We start from the raw sequence: 26,466 nt of genomic DNA, 5'->3' as shown, positions 1-26,466 counted from the left end.
GGGCGTCAGCGGCGGCCGCCGAACTCCCAGGCATGGACCTCGATGGCGGCGTAGCGGTCCTCGGTCAGGACGGCGCGGGCCGTGTCCGCGTCCGGGGCGCGGAGGAGGGCGGCCGTGCCGAGCCAGGCGGAGCCGTCGTCGGAGAGCAGGGGGCCGAAGGCGATCAGGTCGTCGTTCGGCGGCGCCTCCAGGTCGGCGGCCTCCCCCTTCCCCAGGCCGATGACGAGGAAGCGGTCGCCGCCGGTCCGGCCGCCGGGGAACTCCCACATCGTGCGGCCCAGCGTGTTGCGCCACCGGCGGATCATGACGTCCCGGTACGCCCCGGCCTGGTAGCACGGCTCGTCGAAGGCGAACTCGCGGGCCGCGGCGGGATCCGGCAGGTCGACGATGTGGACGCTGCCGGTGGCGTCGTCCCCCACGAAGGTGGGGCCCCGGGCGATCAGCTCCTTCTCGAACCGGTCCATGTAAGACCAGTGCTCCTCCAGCAACTCGACGCGCAATCCTCCCGAGCCGGGACGGTCACGGTGATAGCAGAAGAATTCCATTCGTGATTTCTATCAGCTGCGGGGTCAGGCGGGCTCGCGCGGACTGACGGTCATGTGGATGTCCTCGGCGGCCCAGAGGACGAAGCGTTCGATGGGCGTGACCGTCCGGTCGGGCACCGGCCGGAACGCGAGGCGCTTGAGCAGGACGGCCAGGACGAGCTGGGCCTCGACCATCGCGAGCGCGGCGCCCTCGCAGCTGCGCGGGCCGATCCCGAAGGGGATGTAGGCGAGGCGCGGGCGCCTGGCCGACGCCTCCGGCGCGAACCGGCCGGGGTCGAACGTCTGCGGGTCGGGCCAGTGGTCGGGGTTCGTGTGCACGGCCCAGAACGGATAGAAGATCGTGGTGCCGGCCGGGACGGTGTACTCGCCGAGCACGATGTCCTCGGTCGCCTCCCGCGCGCCGTACGGTCCCGGCGGGTACAGCCGCATGGTCTCGCGGAGGACCATGTCCAGGTAGGTGAGCTGCTTGAGGTCGCCGTACTCGGGGACGGGGCGGTCGCCGAGCACCCGGTCCAGCTCCTCGACGACGCGCTCGGCGGCGTCCGGGTGGCGGCCCAGCAGGTACAGCGTCCAGGAGATGGCGACGCCGGTGGTGTGGTGGGCGGCGAGCATCGTCATGAGGACCGTGTCGCGGATCCGCGCCGGGGACTCGCCCGCCTCGGCGAGGGCCGCGATGAGGTCGCTCCGGCCGGCCGGCTCGGAGCCGCGCTCGCGGTGCGCGGTGAGCACCTGGTCGACGGTGGCGCGCAGGTAGGCCAGGGCCTCCTGGGCGCGGCTACCCTCCCCGTCCCCGGCCTGGCCCATGTACTCGGTGAGGACGGTCTCGAACGCCGACACGACCCGCGCGGCCGAGTCCGGCGACTCCAGGCCGCTGCCGAGCGCGTACTGGCAGATCATGCGCAGCGACAGCTCGCTCAGGTCCTGCTGGAGCGCGATCGGGCCGTCATGCGCCTGCCAGCGGTCGGCCAGCTCGGCGGCCAGCGCGGTGAAGCGGGCGAAGTGCGCCTCGTGCGAGGGGCGCCCGGCCAGCACAGACAGCATCACCCGCCGCCAGGGGCCGTGCTCGTCCGCCGGGATCGTCTGCAGGTTGCCCGACTCCTGGAGCGGCGCCAGGAACTCGAACAGCTTCTCCGGCCGCTTGTTGATCTTCGCGGTGGCCTCCAGCAGCACCGGGTCGGCGACCGACACCGCGAGGCCGGCACCGGGCAGCGGGAACCGCACCACCGGCCCGTACTCGGCGTGCAACCTCAACTGGTACTCGTGCAGCCCTCCGGCCGCCGCGATGGCGGCGGAGCCGTCGTCCCGGGCGGGCGGTCCCGGGATCTGGGAAGGGGTGCCGGCGTCGACTCGCATTCGCGCTCTCCCGCGTTGGCATCGTCGTTTCGGTTGTTTCCGAGTTGATCGCAATGCTTACATGTCACGGGTAACTTCGCGACATTTCCCGGGCGGAAAGTCGCGGCGCCGCAAGCCGGGGAGAGGACGCTGGACACCGTCGATCCGCACACGCCGAACGTTCCGCGAATGTACGACTACCTCCTGGGCGGGAAGGACAACTACGCCGCCGACCGGGAGGCCGTGGAGGAGGTCGTCCGGCACGCCCCCGACACCCCGTTCATGGCGCGCGAGAACCGCGCGTTCCTGCGGCGCGCGGTGCGGTTCCTCGCCGAGTCGGGGATCCGCCAGTTCATCGACATCGGCTCCGGCCTGCCCACCCAGGGCAACGTGCACGAGATCGCCCACCAGGTCGCGCCCGACGCCCGCGTCGTGTACGTCGACGTGGAGCCGGTCGTGCTGGTCCACGGGCGGGCGCTGCTGGCCGGGACGCCGCAGGTGACCGTCATCCAGGGCGACGCGCGCAGGCCGGGCGAGATCCTGGCCGACCCCGAGGTGACCGGGCTCATCGACTTCGACCGGCCGGTCGCCGTGCTGATGCTGGCGGTGCTGCACTTCATCGGCGACGGCGACGACCCGCCCGGGATCGTGGCGCGGCTCCGCGACGCGGTCGCCCCCGGCAGCTACCTGGCGGTGTCGCACGTGACCGGCGACTTCGACGCCGACAAGCGGGTCCGGGACGCGGGCGCGGTGTACGAGCGGGCCACCTACCAGATCACCCTGCGCGGCCGCGCGGCCGTCACGCGGCTGTTCGACGGTTTCGAGCTCGTGGACCCGGGCCTTACGACCCTGTCGATGTGGCGCCCCGATCCGGGGACGACCATGCCGCCGGCGGCGGACCGCCAATGGTGCTACGCGGGGGTGGGGCGAAAGCCCTGAAACTCGGATCCGCCGGCCATTGTGACGTGCTTTTCGGACAAGCCCGGCAAAATGGGTTAAGGACCCCTTGCAGGGATAGGGCGCTCCGCCTCGGCGCACCCCCTTCCACGCGGGGCGCGGTATGCGGGGAAGGCCGAGGCGCACGCCGGCATCGCATCGGCGCGCCGTTCCGAGGAGCGTTCCATCGGCGCGCCGATGGAACGCCTACGCCTTCCGTCCGCCGCGCAGGGCGCGAGGGAGGGCGGTGGCCGCCCGGCCGACCCTGAAGCTCACCGAGCCGCGGACGGCCTCCAGTTCCTTCCGGGCGCGGGCCAGCCTCTCCTCCGAACGCGCGAGCCGCTTCTCCGCCTGCGCGAGCCGCTCCTTCAGCCGGCCCGCCTCGTTGTAGGGGCGCGTCGCCCCCTTGCCCTTGAGGCGGACGAGCCGCCGTCCGGCGACCTGCTGGACCTCGTGCCAGGCGTCGTCCCGCGTCCCCAGCCAGTCGAGGAGGTCGTCCTGGACGGTGTCGGCGTCGCCCCACGTGCCGTAGAACTTCTGCGTCGTGACGCAGATCGGGCGCAGCCCGCCGGCGGCCACCGCGCCCCACACCGCCGCGGACACTCCGGGGGTGTGCTCGGACCGGTAGTCGTCGCACACGATCAGGCCCCCGGCGGGGAGCATCACGTGCGCCGCCTCGATGTCGGCCCGCACGTGCTCGTACAGGTGGGACGCGTCCACGTGCACGAACCGGCAGGTCTCGGGCTGGACGTGGTCCAGGATCAGCGAGGTCGGGCCCTGGACGATCTCGGGGAGGCGGTCGTGGAAGGCGCGGTAGTTCGACTCGAACGCCCGGCGGGTCAGGGTGGAGTACGACCCCTGCATCTCCGCCTGGTTGGAGTCGTCCGGCGCGTCGGTGTCGAACAGGTCGCACACCGTGAAGGTCTCGCCGTCCCGCAGGTGGCGTCCCATCAGGATGGCGCTCTTGCCGAGGTAGGAGCCGAGCTCCACCAGGTCTCCGCGCTCGCCGAGGCGCTCCTGGCGTTCCAGGAACCAGGTGAACAGGAGCTGGTCGAGCTTGGGGAACCACCCCTTGACGTCGTCGAGGGAGGAGGGGGCGGCGGGGGAGGCGGGGGGCGCGGTCTCTGGGCTGATCATGTACGGGGCTCCAACGTCGGGTTTCGGGAGCAGGGGACGCGAGACGAATTCGCCATGATAGGTGAGTCCCTCTTCATGGCAACAAAGCTGGATATCGGGCACTTGGCACCCTCGGTCCGCCCTGGTGGCCGCCGGTGGCGGGGCCCCGGCGGCCCCGAGCCGCCGGGGGCGCCGCCGGTGGGGCGCTGTTGACAGGGCGCTCGCCCGGCCCGTAGCGTGCGGCTGATTCACGGTTGCCCGAGGGAAATCCGGTGAGATGCCGGTGCGGACGCGCCACTGTATCCGGGACGCCGATCCCGGGAGCCAGGTCGCTCGGGTGATCGCGACCTCATTGTCCGGGACGCGCTAGATCCCCTACGGAGGCTCCGTGAGCACGCTGTCGGCTCCGCACATCCCCCTCTCCCGCCTCGTTCCCTGGCTGCTCGCGGTGCCCGCGCTGCTGCTCCTCGGCTACCTCGTCCTCATGGACAACGGCGCCGTCTCGCAGACCGGCGGATACCTCCACGAGCTGATGCACGACGGGCGGCACCTGCTCGGCGTGCCCTGCCACTAGGCCGCCGCATGGTGCGCACCCTGCTGGTCAGGGGCCTGCTTCTGGGCCTGCTGGCCGGTCTCGTCGCGGGCGTCTTCGCCTTCGCGGTCGGCGAGCCCCGCGTGGACGACGCGATCGCCCTGGAGAAGGCCGCCGCGACGCACGAGCACGAGACCACGACACACGAGCACGAGACCGCGACACACGAACACGAGGGAGCACACGAGCACGGCGGGGAGGTCGGCCGCGGCACGCAGAAGGCCGGGCTCTTCCTCGCCACGGGCCTCTACGGGCTCGCGGTGGGCGGCGTCTTCGCGCTCGTCTTCGCGGGCCTGCGGGGACGCGTGGGGCCGCGCTCGGACGCCGGGCTCGCCCTCGCCGCCGCCGGGACGGCCTTCGCCGCCGTCATCGTCGTGCCGTTCCTGAAGTATCCGGCGAACCCGCCCGCGGTGGGCGATCCGGAGACGATCAACACCCGGACCGTGCTGTACCTGGCGATGATCGGGGTCGGGCTGCTGTCGACCGCGATCGCGGTGACGACGGCGCGAAGCGTGCGCGGCGGACCGTGGGCGCGCTGGCCCGCGGCCGTGCTGGCGTTCGTCGTCCCGGTGGCGGTGGCGTCGCTGCTCCTCCCGGCCGTGGACGAGGTACCGGACGGGTTCCCGGCCACGCTGCTGTGGCAGTTCCGCATCACCTCGCTGGGGACCCAGCTGGTGTTCTGGGCGTCCTTCGGAACCCTGTTCGGGTGGTTCTGCAACCGGGCCGCCCGTGCCCCGGCCCCGGCGTGAGCGGGCCGGGCTGACCGGGCTGCTGCTCGTCCGGCACGCCACGTCGGCGGGGATGCGGCAGGCCCGCTTCCCCGCCGGCGACGCCGCCGACCCGGCCGGCCTGGCCAGGGCGGAGGCGCTGGCGGGCGCGCTCCCGGACGGCGACGCGTGGACCTCGCCCGCCCGCGCCGCCCGGGAGACCTGCACCGCGCTCGGCCTCGCCGCCCGCCCGGTCGCGGCGCTCGCCGAGGCCGACCCGGGTACCTGGGCCGGCGTCCACTACGCGGACATCGCCCCGGACGCGCTGGCCGCCTGGCTGGCGGATCCGGACGCCGCGCCCCACGGCGGCGAGAGCCGGTCCGCCCTCGCGGCGCGGGTCGCGGCGTGGCTCGGCACCGGGCCGTCCGGCATCGCCGTCTGCGACGCGGGCGTGATCCGTGCCGCGCTCGCCCATGCGCTGCGCGTCGACGTCCTCGCGGCCGACCGGTTCGACGTCGCGCCGCTGTCCACCACGAGGCTCACCCCCGCCGGGAACGGCTGGCGGGTCGCCCACGTCAACCGGAAGGTCCAGGTGTGAACGTCGCCTATCCGTTCAGCGCCGTCGTCGGGCTGGACGACCTGAAGCTGGCGCTGCTGCTCAACGCCGTCTCGCCGCGGGTGGGGGGTGTGCTGGTGCGCGGTGAGAAGGGCACGGCCAAGTCGACGATCGTGCGGGCCCTCGCCGGGCAGCTCCCCGCCGTGGACACGGTGGCGGGCTGCCGGTTCGCGTGCGACCCGGCGGCGCCCGACCCGTCCTGCCCGGACGGCCCGCACGAGCCGGGCGGACCGGCCGAACGCCGGCCGTCCGCGCTGGTGGAGCTGCCGGTGGGCGCCTCGGAGGACCGGCTCGCCGGGTCGCTGGACGTCGAGCGGGCCCTGACCGAGGGCGTCAAGGCGTTCGAGCCGGGCCTGCTCGCGGCGGCCCACCGCGGCGTCCTGTACGTGGACGAGGTGAACCTGCTGCACGACCACCTGGTCGACCTGCTGCTGGACGCCGCCGCGCTCGGCACCTGCTACGTGGAGCGCGAGTCGGTGTCGGTGCGGCACGCGGCCCGGTTCCTGCTGGTCGGGACGATGAACCCCGAGGAGGGCGAGCTGCGTCCCCAGCTCCTCGACCGCTTCGGGCTGACGGTCGAGGTGCGGGCGTCGCGGGACCCGCGGGAGCGGGCCGAGGTCGTCCGGCGCCGGCTGGCCTTCGAGGCCGACCCCGCCGCGTTCGCCGCGCGCTGGCGGGACGCCGAGGCCGAACTGGCGGGGCGCATCGCGGCCGCGCGGGAGAGGCTCACCGGGGTCCGGCTGCCGGACGAGCGGCTGGAGCAGATCGCGGCCGTGTGCGCGGGCTTCGAGGTCGACGGTCTGCGCGCCGACCTCGTCACGGCGAACGCCGCGCTCGCGCACGCCGCGTGGCGGGGGCGAGACGAGGTGACGGCCGAGGACGTGCGCGCGGCGGCCCGGCTGTCGCTGCCGCACCGGCGCCGGCGGGACCCGTTCGACGCGCCGGGCCTGGACGAGTCGCTGCTCGACGAGCTGCTCGACAGCACCTCCCCCGGCGACGACCCTCCCCCGGACGGCGGAGGCGGCGGCGAGCCCTCTTCCCCTCCGCAGGGCGGAGGGCAGGGCCCGTCGCAGAACCCAAGCCCGGAGCAGGACACGAACAGGGAGCAGAACGCGAGCCGGGAGCAGAGCGCGAGCCCGTCACGGGACGCGAGCCCCGAGCGGAACGCAGGCTCGTCAGATGACGCGGGCCTGTCGCAGAACAGGGGCCCGTCGCAGGACGCGGACCTGGCGCAGGAGGAGCGGTCCGGCGGCGGGGGCGGCGAGCGGGTCGCCTCGGTCGCGGCGCCGCACGCGGTGCCGCTGCTGGAGGTGCCGGGCGTGGGCGAGGGCTCCGCGGGACGGCGGTCGCGGTCGCGGACGGCCCGGGGCCGGGTCACCGGGGCGCGCCGTCCGGCGGCGAAGGTCCGCGACCCCCACGTGGTGGCGACGCTGCTGGCCGCCGCACCGCGGCAGCGGGCGCGCGGCCGGTCCGGCGCGGGCCTGGTGCTGCGCCCGGACGACCTGCGGGAGGCGGTCCGCGAGGGCCGCGAGGGCAACCTGGTGCTGTTCGTCGTGGACGCCAGCGGCTCGATGGCCGCGCGCCGCCGCATGGAGACGGTGAAGACGGCCGTGCTGAGCCTGCTGCTGGACGCCTACCAGCGCCGCGACAAGGTCGGCCTGATCACCTTCCGGGGGCGCGCCGCCGACCTCGTCCTGCCGCCGACGTCGTCGGTCGAGGCGGGCGCGGCGCGGCTGCGGGCCCTGGCCACCGGGGGCCGCACGCCGCTCGCCGCCGGGCTCGCCCGCGCCGCCGAGGTGCTGCGCGCCGAGCGGCTGCGCGACCCGGCGCGGCGCCCGCTGCTCGTGGTCGTCACCGACGGGCGCGCGACCGCGGGCGGCGACGTCGACCGGGCCGCCGGGCTGCTGGCGGGCACGGCCGGGATCGTCGTGGACTGCGAGGACGGTCCGGTCAGGCTCGGCCTGGCGGGACGGCTCGCGGCCCGGCTCGGGGCGCGGCTCGTCCCGCTCGGCGACCTCGACGGGATCGTGCGCGCCCACCGCGGGCGCGACGCAGGAAAGGCGGCCTGAGATGCCCCAGGGAAAGCCCGTGTCCGTCCCCGACGACGGCCTCACCACCCGGCAGCGCCGCAACCGGCCACTGCTGATGGTCCACACCGGCCCGGGGAAGGGGAAGTCGACGGCGGCGTTCGGGATGGCGCTGCGGGCGTGGAACCAGGGCTGGCCGATCGGGGTGTTCCAGTTCGTGAAGTCGGCGAAGTGGCGCATCGGCGAGGAGCGCGCGCTGCGGGTGCTCGGGGCGAGCGGCGAGGGCGGCCCGGTCGCCTGGCACAAGATGGGCGAGGGCTGGTCGTGGATCCAGCGCCCCGGCACCGAGGAGGACCACGCGGCGGATGCCCGCGAGGGCTGGGCGCAGATCAAGCGGGACCTGGCCGCCGAGACGTACCGTTTCTATGTGCTCGACGAGTTCACCTACCCGCTCAAGTGGGGCTGGCTCGACCTGGACGACGTGGTCGAGACCCTCACCGCGCGCCCCGGGACCCAGCACGTCGTCGTCACCGGGCGGCACGCGCCCGCGCGGCTGGTCGAGGCCGCCGACCTGGTGACGGAGATGGGCAAGGTCCGGCATCCGATGGACGCCGGGCAGAAGGGGCAGCGGGGCATCGAGTGGTGATCCCCCGGCTGGTCGTGGCCGCGCCGGCGTCCGGCAGCGGCAAGACGACCGTGGCGACCGGGCTGATGGCGGCGCTGCGGGCGCGCGGCCTGGCGGTGTCGCCGCACAAGGTCGGCCCCGACTACATCGACCCCGGCTACCACGCCCTCGCGGCGGGGCGGCCGGGCCGCAACCTCGACCCGTGGCTCGCGGGCGAGGAGCGGGTGGCGCCGCTGTTCCTGCACGGCGCCGCCGGCTGCGACGTGGCGGTGGTCGAGGGCGTGATGGGCCTGTTCGACGGGCAGGGCGACACGGGGTTCGCCTCCACGGCGCATGTCGCGGAGCTGCTCGCGGCGCCGGTGGTGCTGGTCGTGGACGCCGCGCGGCAGAGCCGGTCGGTCGCGGCGCTCGTGCACGGGTTCGCGACGTTCGAGCCGGGCGTGCGGATCGGCGGCGTCGTCCTGAACCGGGTGGGCTCGCAGCGGCACGAGGAGCTGTGCCGGAGCGCCCTGGAGGCGACGGGCGTGCCGGTGCTCGGCGCGATCCGGCGGGACGACGCGGTCGCCACCCCGTCCCGCCACCTCGGGCTCATCCCGGCGGCCGAGCGGGGCGCGGAGGCCGTCCGGGCGGTGGAGCGGCTCGGCGCGCTGGTGGAGCACTCCTGCGACCTGGACGCCCTGCTCCGGCTGGCGGCCACCGCTCCCCCGCTGCCGGGGCCCGCCTGGGACCCGTCGGAGCATGTGACGCCGGTCGAGGGCGGCCCGGTCGTCGCGGTGGCGGGCGGGGCGGCGTTCACCTTCTCCTATGCCGAGCACGTGGAGCTGCTGCGCGCGGCGGGCGCCGAGGTGGCCGTCTTCGACCCGCTGCGCGACGAGGCCCTGCCGGACGGGGCCGGCGCGCTCGTCGTCGGCGGCGGCTTCCCGGAGGTGCACGCCGCCGAACTGGCCGCCAACGCGCCGATGCTCGCGGAGGTGGCGGCGTTCCCCGGCCCGATCGCCGCCGAGTGCGCGGGGCTCCTTTATCTGTGCGAGGAACTCGACGGCCGGGCGATGTGCGGGCGGGTGCCGGGACGGGCGCGGATGACGTCCCGGCTGACGCTCGGCTACCGGGAGGCGGTCGCGGTGGCGGAGTCGCCGCTGACCCGTCCGGGCGAGCGGTTCCGCGGGCACGAGTTCCACCGGACCGCGCTGGACACGGAGGCCGGGCCGCTGTTCCGGTGGCGGGACGGCCGCGACGGCTACGGCGACGAGCGGATCACCGCCTCGTACCTGCACCTCCACTGGGCGGGTTCCCCGGAGGCGGCTCAGCGGCTGGTGTCGTCCTCCAGGTCGCCCTCCGCCTTGAGGTAGACCTCCTGCAGCCCTTGGAGGATCTCCGGGTCGGGGTGCTCCCACATGCCGCGTTCGGCCGCCTCCAGCAGCCGCTCGGCGATGCCGTGCAGCGCCCACGGGTTCGACTCCGCCATGAACGCGCGGTTCTCCTCGTCCAGGACGTAGGCGGCGGTGAGCCGGTCGTACATCCAGTCGGCCATGACGCCGGTGGTGGCGTCGTAGCCGAACAGGTAGTCCACGGTCGCGGCCAGTTCGAACGCGCCCTTGTAGCCGTGTCGGCGCATCGCCGCCAGCCACCGCGGGTTGACGACGCGGGCCCGGAAGATCCGCGCGGTCTCCTCCGAGAGGGTGCGGGTGCGGACGGCGTCCGGGCGGGTGCTGTCGCCGACGTAGGCCTCCGGCGCCCGGCCGGTCAGCGCGCGGACGGTGGCGATCATGCCGCCGTGGTACTGGAAGTAGTCGTCGGAGTCGGCGATGTCGTGCTCGCGGGTGTCGACGTTCTTGGCGGCGACGGCGATCCGCCGGTAGGCGCTCTCCATGTCGGCGCGGGCGGGCACGCCGTCGAGGTCGCGGCCGTAGGCGTGGCCGCCCCACACCGCGTACACCTCCGCGAGGTCGGCGTCGTCGCGCCAGTTGCGGCTGTCGATGAGCGGCAGCAGCCCGGCCCCATAGGCGCCCGGCGCGGACCCGAACACGCGCATCGTGGCGCGGCGCTCGTCGCCGTGCCGCTCCCGGTCGGCCCGCACATGCGCGCGGACGTAATTGTCGGCGTCCGGTTCGTCCAGCCCGGCGACGAGCCGGACGGCGTCGTCCAGCATGGCGACGACGTGCGGGAACGCGTCGCGGAAGAAGCCGCTGATGCGGACGGTCACGTCGATGCGCGGCCGGCCCAGCTCGGCGAGCGGGACCGGCTCCAGCGCCGTGACGCGGCGGGACGCCTCGTCCCAGGCGGGGCGGACGCCGAGCAGCGCGAGGACCTCGGCCACGTCGTCGCCCGCCGTGCGCATCGCGCTCGTCCCCCACACCGACAGCCCGACCGAGCGCGGCCACTCCCCGTGGTCGGCGCGGTAGCGCTCCAGGAGCGAGTCGGCCATCGCCTGCCCGGTCTCCCAGGCGAGGCGGCTCGGGACGGCGCGCGGGTCGACCGAGTAGAAGTTGCGGCCGGTCGGCAGGACGTTGACGAGGCCGCGCAGCGGCGACCCGCTCGGTCCCGCCGGAATGTAGCCGCCGTCCAAGGCGTGCAGGACGTGGTCGAGTTCGTCGGTCGTCCGGGCCAGGCGCGGGACGATCTCGGCGGCGGCGAACTCCAGGACCCGCGCCACCGCGTCGCGGCGGTCCGCCGGGACGTCCCCGGCGACCTCGCGGGCGGCGTCCGCCTCCCAGCCGGCGTCCTCCATGGCCTGGACGAGGGCGCGGGCGGCGGTCTCGGCGGCGTCCACGTCGGCGCGGCCTTCGCCGCCGTCCTCGCTGAGGCCGAGCGCCTCCCGCAGGCCGGGCAGCGTCTCGCGCCCCGACCAAATCTGGCGCGCGCGGAGCATGGCCAGCACGAGGTCGACGCGGGTGGCGCCGGCGGGCGCCTGGCCGAGGACGTGCAGGCCGTCGCGGATCTGCGCGTCCTTCACCTCGCACAGCCACCCGTCGACGTGCAGGAGGAAGTCGTCGAACTCGGTGTCGTGCGGGCGGTCGTCCAGGCCGAGGTCGTGGTCGAGCTTGGCGGCCTGGATGAGCGTCCAGATCTGGGCGCGGATCGCGGGCAGCTTCGCCGGGTCCATCGCGGCGATCGTCGCGTGCTCGTCGAGGAGCTGTTCGAGGCGGGCGATGTCGCCGTAGGTCTCGGCGCGGGCCATCGGCGGGACCATGTGGTCCACGAGGACGGCGTGCGCGCGGCGTTTGGCCTGCGTGCCCTCGCCGGGGTCGTTGACGAGGAACGGGTAGACCAGCGGGACGTCGCCGAGCGCAGCGTCGGTGCCGCACGAGGCCGACATGCCCGCCGCCTTGCCCGGCAGCCACTCCAGGTTGCCGTGCTTGCCGACGTGGACGATCGCGTGCGCGCCGAACTCGTCCGACAGCCACCGGTACGCGGCCAGGTAGTGGTGGCTGGGCGGCAGGTCGGGGTCGTGGTAGATCGCGATGGGGTTCTGGCCGAAGCCGCGCGGCGGCTGCACCATGACGACGGCGTTGCCGGCGCGCAGGGCGGCGAGGACGATGCCGCCGTCCTGGACGAACAGCTCCCCGGGCGGCGGGCCCCAGTGCCGCTCCATGCCTTCGCGCAGGTCGGCGGGCAGGGTGCGGTACCAGCGCTCGTAGGCCGCGGCGGAGATGCGCACGGGGTTGCCCGCGAGCTGCTCCTCGGTGAGCCAGTCCTCGTCCTGGCCGCCCGCCGCGATGAGCGCGTGGACGAGGGCGTCGCCGTCCTGCTCGTCGACGCCGGGGAAGCCCTCGCCCAGGTCGTAGCCCGCGTCGCGGAGCCGGGCGAGCAGCCGGACGGTGCTGGCCGGGGTGTCGAGGCCGACGGCGTTCCCGACGCGGGCGTGCTTGGTCGGGTACGCCGACAGCATCACCACGACGCGGCGCTCGGCGGCGGGGGTGTGCCGGAGCCCGGCGTGCCGGACGGCGATGCCGGCGACCCGCGCGGCCCGCTCGGGGTCGGCCGCGTAGACGGTGAGCCCGTCCTCGTCGACCTCCTTGAACGAGAACGGGACCGTGATGATCCGGCCGTCGAACTCGGGGATCGCGACCTGCGACGCCGCGTCCAGCGGGGACAGCCCGTCGTCGCTGGCCTCCCAGGCGGCCCGACTCGTGGTGAGGCAGAGGCCCTGGAGAATCGGGACGTCCAGCGCGGCGAGGGCGCCCACGTCCCACGCCTCGTCGTCGCCGCCCGCCCCGGCCGTCGCGGGCCGCGACCCGCCCGCCGCGAGCACGGTCACCACCAGCGCGTCCGCCCGGCGCAGCGTGTCGAGCAGCTCGGGCTCGGCGGTGCGCAGCGACGAGCAGAACACCGGCATGGCGCGCCCGCCCGCGTCCTCGACGGCCGTGCACAGCGCCTCGACGAACGCGGTGTTGCCCGCCATGTGGTGGGCGCGGTAGTAGAGCACGCCGACCACGGGCCCGGCGCCGTCGCGGGCGGCGCGGTCGAGCCGCCCCCAGGCCGGCGCCGGGGCCGGCGGCGCGAAGCCGCGCCCGGTCAGCAGCACGGTGTCGGACAGGAACGCGTGCAGTTCGGCGAGGTTGGCGGGGCCGCCGTGGGCGAGGTAGGCGTGCGCCTCGGCGCACGCGCCGCCGCTGACCGTGGACAGCTCCATCAGCTCGGCGTCGGGCGCCTGCTCGCCGCCGAGGACGACGACCGGGCGCGGGCCCGCGAGCAGCGCGTCGAGGCCGTCCTCCCAGGCGCGGCGCCCGCCGAGCAGCCGCACCACGACGAGGTCGGCGCCGTCGGTCAGGTCCGGGAGGTCCTCGGCGGTGAGCCGCGCCGGGTTGCCCAGGCGGTAGTCGGCGCCGGACGCCCGGGCGCTCAGCAGGTCGGTGTCGGACGTCGACAGCAGCAGGACCGTGCGGCCGTGCTCGGACACGGAGCATCCTCCCCCTGGGGTCCTCGCCCCGGTAGCGGGTTGTCGCGACGGCAGGAGTCTCCTGGCTCCCGGATCGACGCTCGCCCCGGCCTTCCCGTCCTCGCGGACAGTGGCCTACAGCGGGGTTCGCTCCCCGGTCACAGTGGCGGGACCGCGCCGGATTCGCACCGGCTTCCTCCCATTGCCATCGCCTGGGCAGAAGAGTACGGCAGCGCGGTCGCCCTGCAAACTGTGGTTAACATCCTCCCCGTGCCGAATGTCAGAGCCCGCGCCGACGCGTGCCCCGGGGCGCTGCGCACCCACGACGCCGCCGACGGGCCGCTGGCGCGCGTCCGCGTCCCGGGCGGCGCGGTGTCCGCCGCGCAGCTCGCGGTGCTCGGCGCCGCCGCCCGCGAGCTGGGGCGGGACGTGATCGAACTCACGTCCCGCGGCAACCTCCAGGTGCGCGGCGTCCGCGATCCGGCGGCCCTCGCGGCCCGGCTGGAGGCGGCCGGGCTGCTCCCGTCGGCGACGCACGAGCGGGTGCGCAACATCGTCGCGTCCCCGCTCGGCGGGCGCGGCCCGCGCGGCGCCCTCGCGACGGACCCGCTGGTCACGGCGCTGGACGAGGCGCTCCGCGGGCGTCCGGGGCTGGCCCGGCTGCCGGGCCGGTTCCTGTTCGCGCTCGACGACGGCACCGGCGACACGGCCGCGCTGGAGGCCGACGCGGCGCACACCCCCAGCGGCCTCCTGCTGGCCGGAACGCGGCTCGGCCCCGTCTCCGGCGACCCCGTCGCGGCGCTGCTCGCGGCGGCGGAGGCGTTCCTGGAGATCCGGGGGGACGCCTGGCGGCTCGCCGAGGTGCCGGACGGCGTCCGCCGCGTCGCGGAGCGGCTGGCCGCGGCCGTGCGGGAGACGCAACCGCGCCCGGACCCCGCCCCGCCGCACGCCGGGCCCATCGCGCAGCGGGACGGGCTCGTCGCGCTGGAGGCCGTGCCCCCGCTCGGCCGGCTGTCCGGCGCGGAGGCCGAGGCGCTCAGCGAGGTCACGGACGAGGTGCGGGTGACGCCGTGGCGGAGCGTCGTGCTGCGCGACCTGGACCGCGACGAGGCGGGCCGCGCGGCGGAGGCGCTCGCGGCTGCGGGCTTCGCGACCGACCCCGCGTCGCCGTGGGTGGGCGTGACGGCCTGCACCGGGAGCCCCGGGTGCGCGAAGTCGCGCGGCGACGTGCAGGGCGAGGCGCGGCGCTTCGTGGACGGCCTGGGCCGCGCACCCGAGACCCCCGTCCACTGGGCGGGATGCGAGCGGCGCTGCGGGATGCCCCGCGGCCCGGTCGTGCTGAGGACGGCGGAGGGACAGCAGTGATCGATTACGTCCGGGACGGCGCCGAGATCTACCGGCGGTCGTTCGCGACGATCCGCGCGGAGGCCGACCTGTCGGGCCTGCCTGAGGACGTGGCGCGGGTCGCGGTCCGCATGATCCACGCCTGCGGCATGACGGACCTGGTCGAGGACCTGGCCTGGTCGCCGGGGGTGGTGGCGCGGGCGCGGGCGGCGCTGCTGGCCGGCGCGCCGGTCCTGTGCGACGCGCGGATGGTCGCGTCCGGCGTGACCCGCGCGCGGCTGCCCGCCGGGAACGAGGTCGTGTGCACCCTGGGCGAGCCAGGCGTGCCGGAACTGGCGGAGCGGCTCGGCACCACGCGGAGCGCGGCGGCGCTGGAGCTGTGGGGCGACCGGCTCGGCGGCGCGGTCGTGGCGATCGGCAACGCGCCGACCGCGCTGTTCCGGCTGCTGGAGTTGGTCGAGGCGGGCGCGCCCCGCCCGGCGGCGGTCCTCGGGATCCCGGTCGGGTTCATCGGGGCGGCCGAGTCCAAGGAGGCGCTCGCCGCGAGCGGCCTGGACCATCTGGTGGTGCGCGGGCGGCGCGGCGGCAGCGCGATGACGGCGGCGGCGGTCAACGCCGTCGCCAGTGAGGCGGAGTGATGGCGGGACGGCTGTTCGGCGTGGGCGTCGGGCCCGGGGACCCCGAACTGGTCACGGTGAAGGCGGCGCGGCTGATCGGCGAGGCGGACGTGGTCGCGTTCCACAGCGCGCGGCACGGCCGCAGCATCGCCCGGGCCGTCGCCGAGCCGTACCTGCGGGACGGCCGGATCGAGGAGCAGCTCGTCTACCCGGTGACGACGGAGACGACCGACCACCCCGGCGGCTACCAGGGCGCGCTCGAGGAGTTCTACGCCGACTGCGCCGCCCGGCTCGCCGCGCACCTCGACGCGGGGCGGACGGTCGTGGTGCTGAGCGAGGGCGACCCCCTGTTCTACGGGTCGTACATGCACCTGCACAAGCGGCTCGCGCCGCACTACCCGGCCGAGGTGGTGCCGGGCGTGACGTCGGTGAGCGCGGCGTCGGCGGCGGCGGGGCGCCCGCTGGTGGAGCGGGAGGAGACGCTGACCGTCCTGCCCGGGACGCTGCCCGGCGAGGAGCTGGCCGAGCGGCTGCGCACCGCGGACGCGGCGGCGGTCCTCAAGCTCGGCCGGACGTTCCCCAAGGTCAGGCAGGCGTTCGAGGACGCGGGCCGGCTCGCCGACGGCTGGTACGTCGAGCGCGCCGCCACGGGTCGGCAGCGCGTCCTCCCGCTCGCCGAGGTCGACCCGGCGGACGTGCCCTACATGTCGCTCGCACTGCTGACCAGCCCGGCGGAGCGCACGTTCGAGGCCCCTCCCCCGGCGCGTCCGGAGGGGGCCGGGTGCGTGTGGGTGGTCGGGCTCGGGCCGGCGGGGCGGCCGTGGCTGACCCCGGAGGCGCAGGACGTCCTGGCGTCCGCCACCGACCTCGTCGGGTACGGCCCCTACCTGGACCGAGTGCCGCCGAACCCGAGGCAGCGGCGGCACGGGTCCGGCAACCGGGTGGAGGCCGACCGGGCCCGGCACGCGCTGGCGCTCGCGCGGGACGGGGCCCGCGTCGCCGTCGTCTCGTCCGGCGACCCCGGGGTGTTCGCGATGGCGACGGCCGTGCTGGAGGCGGCGGCCGAGGATGAGTTCGCGGACGTGCCGGTGCAGGTCGTGCCGGGGCTGACGGCGGCGCAGGCCGTCGCCGCCCGGGCGGGCGCTCCGCTCGGGCACGACTTCTGCGTCCTGTCGCTGTCGGACATCCTCAAGCCGTGGGACGTGGTGGCGCGGCGGCTCCGGGCCGCCGCCGAAGCCGACCTGGTGCTGGCCCTCTACAACCCCTCGTCGAGCCGGCGCAGGCACCAGCTACCGGCGGCGCGCGACCTGCTGCTGGAGCACCGCTCCCCCGAGACCCCCGTGGTGGTCGGGCGGGACGTCGGCGGGCCGGAGGAGAGCGTGACGGTGACGACGCTCGGCAAGCTGGACCCCGAGCAGGTCGACATGCGGTGCCTGCTCATCATCGGCTCGTCCGCGACGCGGGTGACCGACCAGGGCGTGGTCTACACCCCGCGCCGCTACCCCTGAGCCCAGGCCGCGGCAGCGGCCGCGTCCGCCGTTGACCGGACGCCTGCGGGGAGGGCCGGACGGTCGACCATGACGACCGGCAGGCCCGCCTCGCGGGCGGCGGTGAGCTTGGCGCGGGTCATCGCGCCGCCGCTGTCCTTGGTGACGAGGACGTCGAGGCGGTGCTCGCGGATCAGCGCGCGCTCTCCGTCCACGGTGTAGGGGCCGCGCGCCAGCAGGACGTGCACGTTGGACGGGACGGGCGGCTCCGGCGGGTCCACCGACCGGGCGAGGAACCACGCATCGGTCCGCGCGGCGAACACCGGAAGGCTGCGGCGGCCGGTGGTGAGGAACGCGCGGGCGCCGGCCGGGAGCGCGGCGGCGGCGTCCGGCAGGGACGGGACGCGCCGCCAGTCGTCGCCGTCCTCCTCGTCCCAGCCGGGGCGGCGCAGCGCGAGCAGCGGCACGCCCGTCAGCCGCGACGCGTGCGCGGCGGAGGCGCTCATCCGCTCGGCGAACGGGTGCGTCGCGTCCACGAGGCGGTCGATCCGGTGCTCGCGCAACCATGCCGCGAGCCCTTCGGCGCCGCCGAACCCGCCGATGTGGACCTCGCCGGCGGGCAGCCGCGGGTCCGACACCCTCCCCGCGAGGGAGGACACGACGTGGACCCCGTCCTGGCGCGGGCCGGTCAGCCGGGCCGCGAGGGCGCGGGCCTCCGCCGTCCCGCCGAGGATCAGGACGCGCCGCACGCCCGGTCCCGCCCGGCGCTGTAGAGGTGGCTGTCGGGGAACGCCGACGCGGTGAGGACGCGCCCGACGACGATCACCGCGGTGCGGCGGACCCCGGCCTCGCGCACCCGGGCGGCGATGTCGGCGAGGGTGCCGCGCAGGACGAGCTCGTCCGGGCGGCTGGCGCGGGCGACGACCGCGACCGGGCAGTCCGCGCCGTAGCGGGGCACGAGTTCGGCGGCGACCTCCTCGATGCGCTGGACGGCCAGGTGCAGCACCATCGTGGCGCCGCTCGCGCCGAGGGTGGCGAGGTCCTCGCCGTCCGGCATCGGGGTGGCGCGGACGGCCGTGCGGGTCAGGATGACGGTCTGGCCGACGCCGGGGACGGTCAGCTCGCGCCCGAGCGAGGCCGCCGCCGCGGCGAACGCCGGGACCCCGGGGACGACCTCGTAGGGCACGCCCTCCGCGTCGAGCCGGCGCATCTGCTCGGCGACCGCGCTGAACACCGACGGGTCGCCGGAGTGCAGGCGCGCGACATCGAGGCCGTCGCGGTGCGCGGCGGTCAGCTCGGCGACGATCCCGTCCAGCGTCATGTCGGCGGTGTCGACGAGCCGGGCGCCGGGCGGGCACGCCTCCAGCAGCTCCACCGGCACCAGCGACCCCGCGTACAGGCAGACGGGCGCGGACTCCAGCACGCGCAGCCCGCGCACGGTGATGAGGTCGGCGGCGCCTGGACCCGCGCCGACGAAGTACACCGTCACAGGGTGTCCTTCCGGGTGGTCCAGACGGTGACGGGCATGGCGGGGCGCCAGCCGGTGAACCCGCCGAGCGGGGCGGCGCGCTCGACGCCGACGCGCACCAGCTCGCCGCCGTGGGTCCGGCGGAGCTCGACCAGCCGGGCCTCCGATTCGAGGGTGACGGCGTTGGCGACGAGGCGGCCACCGGGCCGGAGCGCGTCCCAGCAGCGGTCCAGCAGGCCGGGGACGGTGAGCCCGCCGCCGATGAAGACCGCGTCGGGGGTCGGGAGGCCGTCCAGCGCGTCCGGGGCGCGGCCCTCCACGACGCGGACGCCGGGCACCCCGAGGACCTCGGCGTTGCGGCCGATCCGCTTGGCCCGCTCCGGGCCGTCCTCGACCGCTATCGCCTCGCACGACGGATGCGCCCGCGCCCACTCGATCGCGACGCTGCCGGAACCGGCGCCCACGTCCCACAGCAGCTCACCGGGCAGCGGCCCGAGGCGCGACAGGGTCACCGCCCTGACCTCGCGCTTGGTGATCTGCCCGTCGTGCTCGAAGGCCTCGTCGGGCAGCCCGGCGACCCGCGGCAGCGGGTCGGCGTCCGGTCCGGGCAGGCACTCCACGGCCACGACCGCGAGCGCCGACGCGGCGGGCTCGGTCCACTGGGATGCGACGCCGTGCGCGAACGTCTCGCTCTCGGCCCCCAGGTCGGCGAGGACCGTCATCCGGCTCGGGCCGAAACCGCGGCCGGACAGCACCGCGGCGACGATGATCGGGGCCTCGCGTCCGGCGCCGAGCACGATCAGCCGCCGCCCGGGGGCGATGACCGCGTTCAGCGTCGAGGCGGGACGGCCCACGATGCTGAGGACGTCCACCCGGTCCAGCGGCCAGCCGAGCCGGGCGCACGCGAGCGACGCCGACGACGGATGGGGCAGCACGCGGAGCCGGTCGGCGCCGAGCATCCCGGCGAGGGTGGAGCCGATCCCGTGGAACATGGGGTCGCCACTCGCCAGCACGGCGATCGCGCGCCCCTCGTACCGCTCGATCAGCCCCGGCAGCGCGGGGAGCAGGGGCGAGGGCCAGGCGACCCGCTCCCGGTACTCGCCGGGGACGAGGTCGAGCTGCCGCTGGTTGCCGAACAGGACCTCCGCCGACCGCAGCGCCTCGCGCGACTCCTCCGCGAGCCCGTCCCACCCATCGGCGCCGATCCCCACGACGGTGATGACACGCGCGTCCACTGGCCTCCTCGGTCGAACGGGACGCCAAGCCTATAGGAGCGCTCTGGCACACTTGGCGCCGTGAAGCGGCTTTTGATCATCGGCATCGGCGCGGGGGACCCGGACCACCTGACGTTCCAGGCGGCCAAGGCCATCGCCGCCGCCGACGCCTTCCTCGTGGTCGACAAGGGCGAGGCCAAGCACGACCTGGCCGGGCTGCGGCACGACCTCATCGCGGCGCACGGCCGGCACCCGTACCGGATCGTGGAGGCCCGCGACCCCGACCGCGACCGCGACGCCGCCGCCTACACCGCCGCCGTCGAGGACTGGCGCTCCCGCCGCGCGGGGATCTACCGGTCGTTCGTCGAGGACGAGCTGGCCGACGGGGAGACCGGCGCGCTCCTGGTCTGGGGCGACCCCGGCGTCTACGACAGCACCCTCGCGGCGCTGGAGGAGGTCGGCGCCGAGTTCGAGTACGAGGTGATCCCCGGCATCAGCAGCGTCTCGGCGCTCACCGCCCGGCACCGCGTCGGGCTCACGCGGGTCGGGCGGCCCGTCCACATCACCACGGGCCGCCGCCTCGCCGCCGGGGGCGCCACCGCCGACGACGTCCTCGTGATGCTGGACGCGCACTGCGCGTTCGCCGAGGCGGGCGAGGGCTACCACATCTACTGGGGCGCCTACCTCGGCACGCCCGACGAGATCCTCGTCTCCGGCCCGGTCGCGGAGGTGGCCGAGGAGATCCGCGCCGTCCGCGCCGAGGCCCGCGCCCGCAAGGGGTGGATCATGGACACCTACCTCCTGCGGCGCGAGTCCCCGGCGCGGCCCTGACCGGTGCGGGGCTGACCGGCGTCAGGCCTTGGACGCGGCGGGCTCCCCCGCCTGGGCCGCCTGCTCGGCCGCGGCGGTGACCGAGCGCCCGCGCCCGGGGATGGCCAGCGCGACGGCCCCGGCGACCAGCGCCACGCCGCAGCCGATCAGCAGGCCGGCGCGGAAGCCGTCCTCGGACGGCAGCACGTGCCCGCCCAGGTCGATGGTCATCTGGGACAGCACGACCCCCACCACGGCGGCCGACACCGAAGTGCCGACGGAGCGCATCAGCGTGTTGAAGCTGTTGGCCGAGGCGGTCTCCGAGCGCGGCACCGCACCCATGATCAGGGCGGGCATCGCGCCGTAGGCGAGGCCGACGCCCATCCCGCAGATCGCGGTGACGACCATCAGGCCCCACGCAGCGCCGATGAGCAGCGTGGACGACCCGTACCCGAGCGCGATCACCAGGCTCCCGGCGACCAGGGTGACCTTGGGCCCGCGGGCCGCCGACAGCCGCGCGCCGAGCGGGGACACCGCCATCATCAGCAGGCCGGACGGGACCATCCACAGGCCCGCGGCGACCATCGACTGGCCGAGGCCGTACCCGGTCGCCTCCGGCAGCTGGAGCAGCTGCGGCACGATCAGCGACTGGGCGTACATCGAGAACCCGATCACGACCGAGGCGGCGTTGGTGAGCAGCACCTGCGTGCGCGCGGTGACGCGCAGGTCGACCAGCGGGTCGCGGGTCCGCAGCTCCCACCAGCCCCAGGCGAGCAGGACCGCGACGGTGGCGGCGAACAGGCCGACGGTCGTGCCGCTCGTCCAACCCCAGTCGGCGCCCTTGGAGACGCCGAGCAGCAGGCACACGAGGCCGGTGCCGAGGCCGATCGCACCGACGGCGTCGAAGCGGCCCCTCGCCTGGACGGGCGTGGCCGGGACCAGCAGGTAGATCAGCGTGGCGACGAGCGCGCTCAGCGCGGCCGAGCCCCAGAACAGCACCCGCCAGCTCGTGTTCTCGGCGATGACCGCCGCCAGCGGCAGCCCGAACGCCCCGCCGATGCCCATGGACGAGCTCAGCAGCGCGATCGAGGACCCGAGCCGCTCGGGCGGCAGCAGGTCGCGCAGCGCGCTGATGCCGAGCGGGATCATGCCCATGCCGACGCCCTGCAGGCCCCGTCCGACGACCATCGGGATCAGCGAGCCCGACAGCGCGCACAGCACCGACCCGGTGATGAGCGGCACCATGCAGGCCAGCAGCATCCGGCGCTTGCCGTACAGGTCGCCGAGCCGCCCGATCATCGGCATGGCGACCGCGGAGGCGAGCAGCGTCGCGGTGACCACCCAGGTCGCGTTGGAGGGCGTGGTGTGCAGCAGCCGCGGCAGCTGCGCGATCAGCGGCACCACGAGGGTCTGCATGAACGCGGCGACGATGCCGCCCACGGCGAGCACGCCGACGATCCCACCGGGTCGGACGGCGGGCGCGGACTCGTCCACGTGACATCCCTTCTGTCGGGTCGGAGAACTTGTGCACCATACATACGATGTGGTGGATACACAACATATGTATGACGCACATCACCGTGGTAGGGATGAGGTGCGAGGATCGAGGCAGGAGCGACCCGGACGGCCCGCCGCCGGGAGAAGGACCGGCATGGACAAGCCCACGGAACTGATCGAGTACGAGACCATGGTGCTCGGGCGGCACAGCCTGGCCACCCGCCGCTCCCGGCGCGAGGGCGGCCTGCTGGAGCGCAGCGCCTACATCCTGCTGAGCCGGATCCGCATCGAGGGCCCGATGTCGATCCGGCAGCTCAGCGAGGCGTTCGACCTCGACCCCTCGACGCTCAACCGGCAGACCTCGGCCATGCTGCGCGACGGCCTCGTCGAGCGCATCCCCGACCCGGCGGGCGGCATCGCCCGCAAGTTCCGCATCACCGCCGAGGGCGAGCGCCGCCTCGACAGCGAGCGCGGCCAGATCGTGGCCGGCATCGACAAGATCATGGCGGACTGGCCGGCGGAGGACGTCGAGGCGTTCGCCTCCTTCCTCCAGCGCTTCAACACCGACATCGAGCGCCTCGCCGGAAGGCCCTGGCCCCGCCCCTGACCGTTCCGGCCGGCGGCCGCGGCGAAAGCCGTCTCGCGACGGCGCCCGCCCTCGAGGCCCCGGGGCGGGCTCATTTCCCGGCCGGCCATTGTCCGCCCTTGGGAACGTGCCTAAATTGACTGGAGCGATGCCGCGCCTTCCGGAAGGAGCGAGCCATGCCCGAGTCCGTCCGAGACCAGCCGCCGTTCCGGGCCGACCATGTCGGCAGCCTCCTGCGTCCGCCCGCCCTCCTGGCCGCCCGCGAGGACCACGCCCGGGGGCGCCTCGACTCCGCGGCCCTGGCCGAGGCGGAGGACGCCGCCATCCGCGACGCCGTCCGGATGCAGCGCGAGGCCGGGCTGCGGTCGGCCACCGACGGCGAGTTCCGCCGCACGTCCTGGCACATGGACTTCATCTACCGGCTCGGCGGCATCAGCCCCGCCGACGAGGAGATCAAGGTGCGGTTCCACGGCGCGGCCGGGGACATCGAGTTCACCACCGCGGCGCTGCGCGTGCACGACCGGGTCCGGCTGGAGGAGACCATCTTCGCCGACCACTTCGCCTTCCTGCGGGACGCGGTCGGCGACGGCGTCACCCCGAAGCTGACGATCCCGTCGCCGAACATGGTCCACTACCGGGGCGGCCCCGCGGCGATCGACCCGGAGGTCTACCCCGACGTCGAGGAGTTCTGGGCCGACCTCGCCGCCGCCTACGCCGAGCAGGTGCGCAGGCTCGGCGCCATGGGCTGCCGCTACCTGCAACTGGACGACACCAGCCTCGCCTACCTCAACGACCCCGCGCAGCGGGCCCTGGTCACCGAGCGCGGGGACGACGCCGAGCACCTGCACCTGCGGTACATCAGGCAGATCAACGCGGCGCTGGCCGACCGCCCCGAGGGCATGAACGTCACCACCCACATGTGCCGGGGCAACTACCGCTCGTCCTGGACGGCCGAGGGCGGCTACGACTTCGTCGCCGAGGCGCTGTTCGGCGAACTGGACGTGGACGGGTTCTTCCTGGAGTACGACGACGCCAGGTCAGGCGGCTTCGAACCGCTCCGGTTCGTCCCGCCGGGCAAGATGGTCGTGCTCGGCCTCGTCACCACCAAGCGCGGCGAGCTGGAGTCCAAGGACGACCTCAAGCGCCGCATCGACGAGGCGTCGCGGTTCGTCCCGCTGGAGCAGATCTGCCTGTCCCCGCAGTGCGGGTTCTCCTCCACCGTGGAGGGCAACGTGCTGACCGCCGAGCAGCAGGCCGCGAAACTGCGCCTCGTCGCCGAGACCGCCCAGGAGGTCTGGGGCTGAGCATGTCCGGAATCGGTCGTATCGGTTAACGGCGGGTGAAGTTATCGGCCTCGGGACGGGACCCGCCCGCGGGCCGGCAGTAGGCTCGGCGCGGAACAGGCGCAGGTCGGAGAGGAACCGGGTACTTGAGCGTGATCAATGTCGGGCAGGCGATCGTCCTCGGGATCGTGGAAGGCCTGACCGAGTTCCTCCCGGTCTCCTCGACCGGCCATCTGAAGATCACCGAGGGCCTGATGGGCATCCCGGTGGACGACAAGTCCGTCGTCGGGTTCACGGCGGTCATCCAGGTCGGCGCCATCGCGGCCGTGCTGGTGTACTTCTTCTCCGACATCGTCCGGATCGTCAAGGCGTGGGGAGTCGGGATCGCCCGGCCGTCCGAGCGGTACCACCACGACTACAAGTTCGCCTGGTGGGTCATCTACGCCACGATCCCGGTCGTGATCGTCGGGGTCGCCGCCAAGGACCTCATCGAGGGGCCCCTGGCCTCACTGTGGGTGGTGGCCGGGTCGCTGATCGTCGGCAGTGCCGTGATGTTCGCCGCGGACCGGCTCGGCACGCACAAGCGCGGCGAGGACGACACCTCCCTCACCGACGCGATGCTGATCGGCTCCTCGCAGATCCTCGCCCTGCTGTTCCCGGGCTTCTCCCGGTCGGGCGCGACGATGTCGACCGGGCTCATGCTCGGCCTCGACCGGGTCGCCGCGACCCGGCTCTCGTTCTTCATGGGCATCCCCGCGCTGACCGGCGCCGGCATCTACGAGCTGCCGTCCGCGCTCGGCTCGGGCGCCGGCGCGCTGCCGCTCGCGGTCGGCACCGCGGTGTCGTTCGTCGTGGCCTACGCGTCCATCGCCTGGCTGCTGCGCTTCGTGGCCCGGCACAGCTTCACCTCGTTCGTGGTCTACCGGATCGTCATCGGCCTCCTCCTGTTCGGCCTCCTCGGCGCGGGAACGTTGAACGCCTGAGCCTGCAAGACTGAACATCTGTTGCGACACTTATCAGCGAACCTCGGTCTTTCTCATCCCTCGATCGGGGGAGCCCGAGTGGAGCGGCTTGCAACCTAGACGACCGATGATCTGGTGCGGGACATCACAGAGGTGCTGACTTCGATGTGCGCGTGGTTGTACGGGCGCCGGACGGGGAAGAATCGCGCGGTCCGCGCCGTGATGGTGGCCGCGGGTGGAGTCGCGGGGTGAAGAAGTTCCGGCCGCGGCCGGGTTTCGTGGTGCAGGCGTACCGGTTCGCGCTGGACCCCAACGCCGCTCAAGAGGCTGCGCTGCGCTCGCATTGCGGTGCGGCCCGCGCCGCCTACAACTGGGCTGTGGCGTGGGTCGAGGCGTCCTGGTGGCAGCGCCGTGCGGAAGAGTCGTACGGCATCCCCGAGGAGGAGTTGACCGGGTGGCGACCATGGTCGCTGCCCGCGCTGCGCAAGGCGTTCAACGCCGCCAAGCACACCGATCCGAGATTCGCCGCCTGGTGGCAGGAGAACTCCAAGGAGGCCTACTCCACAGGCCTGGCGAACGCAGCCGCCGCGTTCGACAACTACGCAAGGTCGAAACAGGGCAAGCAGCGGGGCAAGCGGGTCGGGATGCCGCGCTTGAAGTCCAGACGCACAGCGCGCCTGGCCTGCCGGTTCACCACCGGCACCATCCGTGCCGAGCCCGACGGCCGGCACGTGACGCTGCCCAGGCTCGGCACGATCCGCACACACGAGCCCACCTGCAAGCTCCTGACCCGCCTCCAGGCCGGGACGGCAAGGATCCTGTCCGCGACCGTCAGATTCGAGCGCGGGCGCTGGTTCGTCTCCTTCCAGACCGAGGTCAAGCGCGACCTGATGAAGGTCTCCCGGCCGGACGCGGCGGTCGGCATCGACCTCGGAGTGAGGACCCTCGCGGTCATGGCCGACAGCACCGGCCGAGTCCGCCGGGAGCCCAACCCCAGGCACCTGGACACGGCGCTCAAGCAACTGCGCCGCGCCTCCCGCGTCGTCTCCCGCCGACAGGGCCCCGACCGCAGGACCGGACGCAAGCCGTCCAAGCGGTGGGAGAAGGCAAATGCGGTCCGCAACCGGGTCCACCACCGCGCCGCCAACCTCCGCCAGGACGCACTGCACAAGCTCACCGCCAAGGTGACGGCCGAGTACGGCACCGTCGTGGTCGAAGACCTCAACGTCGCCGGGATGCTCCGCAACCGGCGCCTCGCACGCCACATCGCCGACGCCGGGTTCGCAGAGATCCGCCGCCAGTTCACCTACAAGACCAAGCGCAACGGCTGCCGCATCGTGGTCGCCGACCGCTGGTTCCCCTCCTCCAAGACCTGCTCGGGGTGCGGCGCGGTGAAAGCCAAGCTGCCGCTGCACGTCCGGACCTTCGAATGCGACGCCTGCGGCCTGGTCATCGACCGGGACGCGGGCGCCGCACTCAACCTCGCCGCACTCGCCGCAGCCGCGGCAACAGGTACCGGAGTGGCCGGAGACCTGGGCACCCCCATGGTGCCGAAACCTCGTGGAGCCGACCAGAAGACCCGCACCACCCGCCCCAACCGCAAGGCCGGGACGGGGCGGGCAGGTGGCGCAACCCTGCCGCACCAGCGGCAGACGGAAACGAGAGACCGTACTCAAACCAAAGCCCCACGCTTCGGTGATGTGACGGACCTTCCGGGCAGAAACGCCCTGAATACTCAGAGCCACTAAGGCTCCGAGTAACGGTATGCGAGAGACTGTCACGGTTCGCGCGCCGGGGGGAGCACGGCGTGCGCGCAGACCCCG

The 26,466-nt window shown here is 74.6% G+C and carries 23 protein-coding genes, 1 pseudogene and 2 riboswitches; of the genes and pseudogenes, 16 read left to right on the top strand and 8 right to left on the bottom strand.

Going from position 1 to position 26,466, the window contains the following annotated elements:
• Positions 1-5 precede the first annotated feature (5 nt).
• Both K4S16_RS34100 and K4S16_RS34095 read right to left on the bottom strand, forming a co-directional pair.
• Positions 6-545 carry a YciI family protein gene (locus tag K4S16_RS34100; protein WP_149263193.1) on the bottom strand — a complete coding sequence of 180 codons (540 nt, stop codon included), beginning with the start codon at positions 543-545 and terminating at the stop codon, positions 6-8.
• Positions 546-569: 24 nt separating this feature from the next.
• Positions 570-1,898 (bottom strand): cytochrome P450, encoded by a 1,329-nt coding sequence (locus K4S16_RS34095; RefSeq protein ID WP_149263192.1) that lies wholly within the window; start codon positions 1,896-1,898, stop codon positions 570-572.
• Positions 1,899-2,027: 129 nt separating this feature from the next.
• Between K4S16_RS34095 and K4S16_RS34090 the strand changes: the two genes are divergently transcribed.
• Entirely contained in the window at positions 2,028-2,816 is a 789-nt protein-coding gene (locus K4S16_RS34090) for an SAM-dependent methyltransferase (RefSeq protein WP_268843292.1), read from the top strand.
• Between the two features lie 204 nt (positions 2,817-3,020).
• Here K4S16_RS34090 and K4S16_RS34085 read toward each other — a convergent pair whose 3' ends face one another.
• Positions 3,021-3,950 (bottom strand): class I SAM-dependent methyltransferase, encoded by a 930-nt coding sequence (locus K4S16_RS34085; RefSeq protein WP_200842280.1) that lies wholly within the window; start codon positions 3,948-3,950, stop codon positions 3,021-3,023.
• A gap of 247 nt (positions 3,951-4,197) precedes the next feature.
• Positions 4,198-4,258, top strand: a riboswitch (cobalamin riboswitch).
• Between the two features lie 59 nt (positions 4,259-4,317).
• Here K4S16_RS34085 and K4S16_RS34080 point away from each other — a divergent pair.
• From K4S16_RS34080 to K4S16_RS34055, 6 genes are read left to right on the top strand one after another with little or no spacing between them, the layout of a single operon-like run.
• On the top strand, positions 4,318-4,503 hold the full coding sequence (locus tag K4S16_RS34080) for a CbtB-domain containing protein (RefSeq protein ID WP_149263190.1): 186 nt from the start codon (positions 4,318-4,320) through the stop codon (positions 4,501-4,503).
• An 8-nt stretch (positions 4,504-4,511) separates the two neighbouring features.
• Positions 4,512-5,270, top strand: a complete 759-nt coding sequence (locus K4S16_RS34075; RefSeq protein WP_149263189.1) for a CbtA family protein — start codon at positions 4,512-4,514, stop codon at positions 5,268-5,270.
• Positions 5,251-5,826 carry a histidine phosphatase family protein gene (locus K4S16_RS34070; protein WP_235037248.1) on the top strand — a complete coding sequence of 192 codons (576 nt, stop codon included), beginning with the start codon at positions 5,251-5,253 and terminating at the stop codon, positions 5,824-5,826. The genes K4S16_RS34075 and K4S16_RS34070 overlap by 20 nt, the downstream gene beginning before the upstream one ends.
• Positions 5,823-7,913: a VWA domain-containing protein gene (locus K4S16_RS34065; RefSeq protein ID WP_149263188.1), complete on the top strand. Its 2,091-nt coding sequence runs from the start codon at positions 5,823-5,825 to the stop codon at positions 7,911-7,913. Before K4S16_RS34070 ends, K4S16_RS34065 begins: the two co-directional genes overlap by 4 nt.
• Position 7,914: 1 nt before the next feature.
• Positions 7,915-8,517, top strand: coding sequence for a cob(I)yrinic acid a,c-diamide adenosyltransferase (gene cobO / locus K4S16_RS34060; protein ID WP_149263187.1), 603 nt, complete (start codon positions 7,915-7,917; stop codon positions 8,515-8,517).
• Positions 8,514-9,845: a cobyrinate a,c-diamide synthase gene (locus K4S16_RS34055; protein ID WP_235037260.1), complete on the top strand. Its 1,332-nt coding sequence runs from the start codon at positions 8,514-8,516 to the stop codon at positions 9,843-9,845. The genes cobO and K4S16_RS34055 overlap by 4 nt, the downstream gene beginning before the upstream one ends.
• Here the strand turns inward: K4S16_RS34055 and cobN are convergent.
• On the bottom strand, positions 9,800-13,396 hold the full coding sequence (cobN, locus tag K4S16_RS34050) for a cobaltochelatase subunit CobN (RefSeq protein WP_149263186.1): 3,597 nt from the start codon (positions 13,394-13,396) through the stop codon (positions 9,800-9,802). The genes K4S16_RS34055 and cobN overlap by 46 nt on opposite strands.
• Positions 13,397-13,450: 54 nt before the next feature.
• Positions 13,451-13,574: riboswitch (cobalamin riboswitch) on the bottom strand.
• A gap of 71 nt (positions 13,575-13,645) precedes the next feature.
• Here cobN and K4S16_RS34045 point away from each other — a divergent pair.
• The 3 genes from K4S16_RS34045 to K4S16_RS34035 are packed head-to-tail and all read left to right on the top strand — an operon-like array spanning position 13,646 to position 16,844.
• Complete coding sequence (locus K4S16_RS34045) at positions 13,646-14,740, top strand: precorrin-3B synthase (RefSeq protein WP_149263185.1); 1,095 nt, start codon at positions 13,646-13,648, stop codon at positions 14,738-14,740.
• Positions 14,737-15,357, top strand: a complete 621-nt coding sequence (locus K4S16_RS34040) for a precorrin-8X methylmutase (RefSeq protein WP_200842279.1) — start codon at positions 14,737-14,739, stop codon at positions 15,355-15,357. Before K4S16_RS34045 ends, K4S16_RS34040 begins: the two co-directional genes overlap by 4 nt.
• Positions 15,357-16,844: a precorrin-2 C(20)-methyltransferase gene (locus tag K4S16_RS34035; protein WP_149263183.1), complete on the top strand. Its 1,488-nt coding sequence runs from the start codon at positions 15,357-15,359 to the stop codon at positions 16,842-16,844. The genes K4S16_RS34040 and K4S16_RS34035 overlap by 1 nt, the downstream gene beginning before the upstream one ends.
• Here K4S16_RS34035 and K4S16_RS34030 read toward each other — a convergent pair.
• The 3 genes from K4S16_RS34030 to cbiE are packed head-to-tail and all read right to left on the bottom strand — an operon-like array spanning position 16,835 to position 19,526.
• On the bottom strand, positions 16,835-17,572 hold the full coding sequence (locus tag K4S16_RS34030) for a cobalt-precorrin-6A reductase (RefSeq protein ID WP_149263182.1): 738 nt from the start codon (positions 17,570-17,572) through the stop codon (positions 16,835-16,837). The two genes, K4S16_RS34035 and K4S16_RS34030, sit on opposite strands and share 10 nt — an antisense overlap.
• Entirely contained in the window at positions 17,557-18,312 is a 756-nt protein-coding gene (cobM, locus tag K4S16_RS34025; protein WP_149263181.1) for a precorrin-4 C(11)-methyltransferase, read from the bottom strand. Before cobM ends, K4S16_RS34030 begins: the two co-directional genes overlap by 16 nt.
• Positions 18,309-19,526 (bottom strand): precorrin-6y C5,15-methyltransferase (decarboxylating) subunit CbiE, encoded by a 1,218-nt coding sequence (gene cbiE, locus K4S16_RS34020; RefSeq protein WP_149263180.1) that lies wholly within the window; start codon positions 19,524-19,526, stop codon positions 18,309-18,311. The genes cobM and cbiE overlap by 4 nt, the downstream gene beginning before the upstream one ends.
• A gap of 60 nt (positions 19,527-19,586) precedes the next feature.
• On the opposite strand from cbiE, the gene cobF reads away from it, so the two are divergent.
• Positions 19,587-20,336: a precorrin-6A synthase (deacetylating) gene (cobF, locus tag K4S16_RS34015; RefSeq protein ID WP_149263179.1), complete on the top strand. Its 750-nt coding sequence runs from the start codon at positions 19,587-19,589 to the stop codon at positions 20,334-20,336.
• A gap of 21 nt (positions 20,337-20,357) precedes the next feature.
• Here cobF and K4S16_RS34010 read toward each other — a convergent pair whose 3' ends face one another.
• A complete protein-coding gene (locus K4S16_RS34010) occupies positions 20,358-21,809 on the bottom strand; it encodes an MFS transporter (protein WP_149263178.1) in 1,452 nt (483 codons plus the stop codon).
• Positions 21,810-21,966: 157 nt separating this feature from the next.
• On the opposite strand from K4S16_RS34010, the gene K4S16_RS34005 reads away from it, so the two are divergent.
• The 5 genes and pseudogenes from K4S16_RS34005 to tnpB all read left to right on the top strand — a co-directional run bounded on the left by K4S16_RS34005 (position 21,967) and on the right by tnpB (position 26,391).
• Positions 21,967-22,419 (top strand): MarR family winged helix-turn-helix transcriptional regulator, encoded by a 453-nt coding sequence (locus K4S16_RS34005; protein WP_149263177.1) that lies wholly within the window; start codon positions 21,967-21,969, stop codon positions 22,417-22,419.
• A gap of 155 nt (positions 22,420-22,574) precedes the next feature.
• Positions 22,575-23,702, top strand: a complete 1,128-nt coding sequence (locus tag K4S16_RS34000; protein WP_149263176.1) for a 5-methyltetrahydropteroyltriglutamate--homocysteine S-methyltransferase — start codon at positions 22,575-22,577, stop codon at positions 23,700-23,702.
• A 131-nt stretch (positions 23,703-23,833) separates the two neighbouring features.
• Positions 23,834-24,664, top strand: a complete 831-nt coding sequence (locus K4S16_RS33995; protein WP_235037258.1) for an undecaprenyl-diphosphate phosphatase — start codon at positions 23,834-23,836, stop codon at positions 24,662-24,664.
• Positions 24,665-24,769: 105 nt separating this feature from the next.
• Positions 24,770-24,895 (top strand): annotated as a pseudogene (locus K4S16_RS46000) (IS607 family transposase); the annotation flags it as partial.
• Positions 24,892-26,391 carry an IS607 family element RNA-guided endonuclease TnpB gene (gene tnpB / locus K4S16_RS33985; protein WP_235037247.1) on the top strand — a complete coding sequence of 500 codons (1,500 nt, stop codon included), beginning with the start codon at positions 24,892-24,894 and terminating at the stop codon, positions 26,389-26,391. The pseudogene K4S16_RS46000 and the gene tnpB, both read left to right, overlap by 4 nt.
• The last annotated feature ends 75 nt before the right edge of the window (positions 26,392-26,466 follow it).

Source organism: Actinomadura sp. K4S16 (genome assembly GCF_008327685.1).
GTDB lineage: Bacteria > Actinomycetota > Actinomycetes > Streptosporangiales > Streptosporangiaceae > Spirillospora.
This window is presented reverse-complemented; position numbering and strand designations above follow the sequence as displayed.

Coding starts and splice junctions, on each gene's coding strand:
- K4S16_RS34100 (WP_149263193.1), bottom strand. CDS start 545: ATGGAATTCTTCTGCTATCACCGTGACCGTCCCGGCTCGGGAGGATTG.
- K4S16_RS34095 (WP_149263192.1), bottom strand. CDS start 1,898: ATGCGAGTCGACGCCGGCACCCCTTCCCAGATCCCGGGACCGCCCGCC.
- K4S16_RS34085 (WP_200842280.1), bottom strand. CDS start 3,950: ATGATCAGCCCAGAGACCGCGCCCCCCGCCTCCCCCGCCGCCCCCTCC.
- K4S16_RS34075 (WP_149263189.1), top strand. CDS start 4,512: ATGGTGCGCACCCTGCTGGTCAGGGGCCTGCTTCTGGGCCTGCTGGCC.
- cobO (WP_149263187.1), top strand. CDS start 7,915: ATGCCCCAGGGAAAGCCCGTGTCCGTCCCCGACGACGGCCTCACCACC.
- K4S16_RS34035 (WP_149263183.1), top strand. CDS start 15,357: ATGGCGGGACGGCTGTTCGGCGTGGGCGTCGGGCCCGGGGACCCCGAA.
- K4S16_RS34005 (WP_149263177.1), top strand. CDS start 21,967: ATGGACAAGCCCACGGAACTGATCGAGTACGAGACCATGGTGCTCGGG.
- K4S16_RS34000 (WP_149263176.1), top strand. CDS start 22,575: ATGCCCGAGTCCGTCCGAGACCAGCCGCCGTTCCGGGCCGACCATGTC.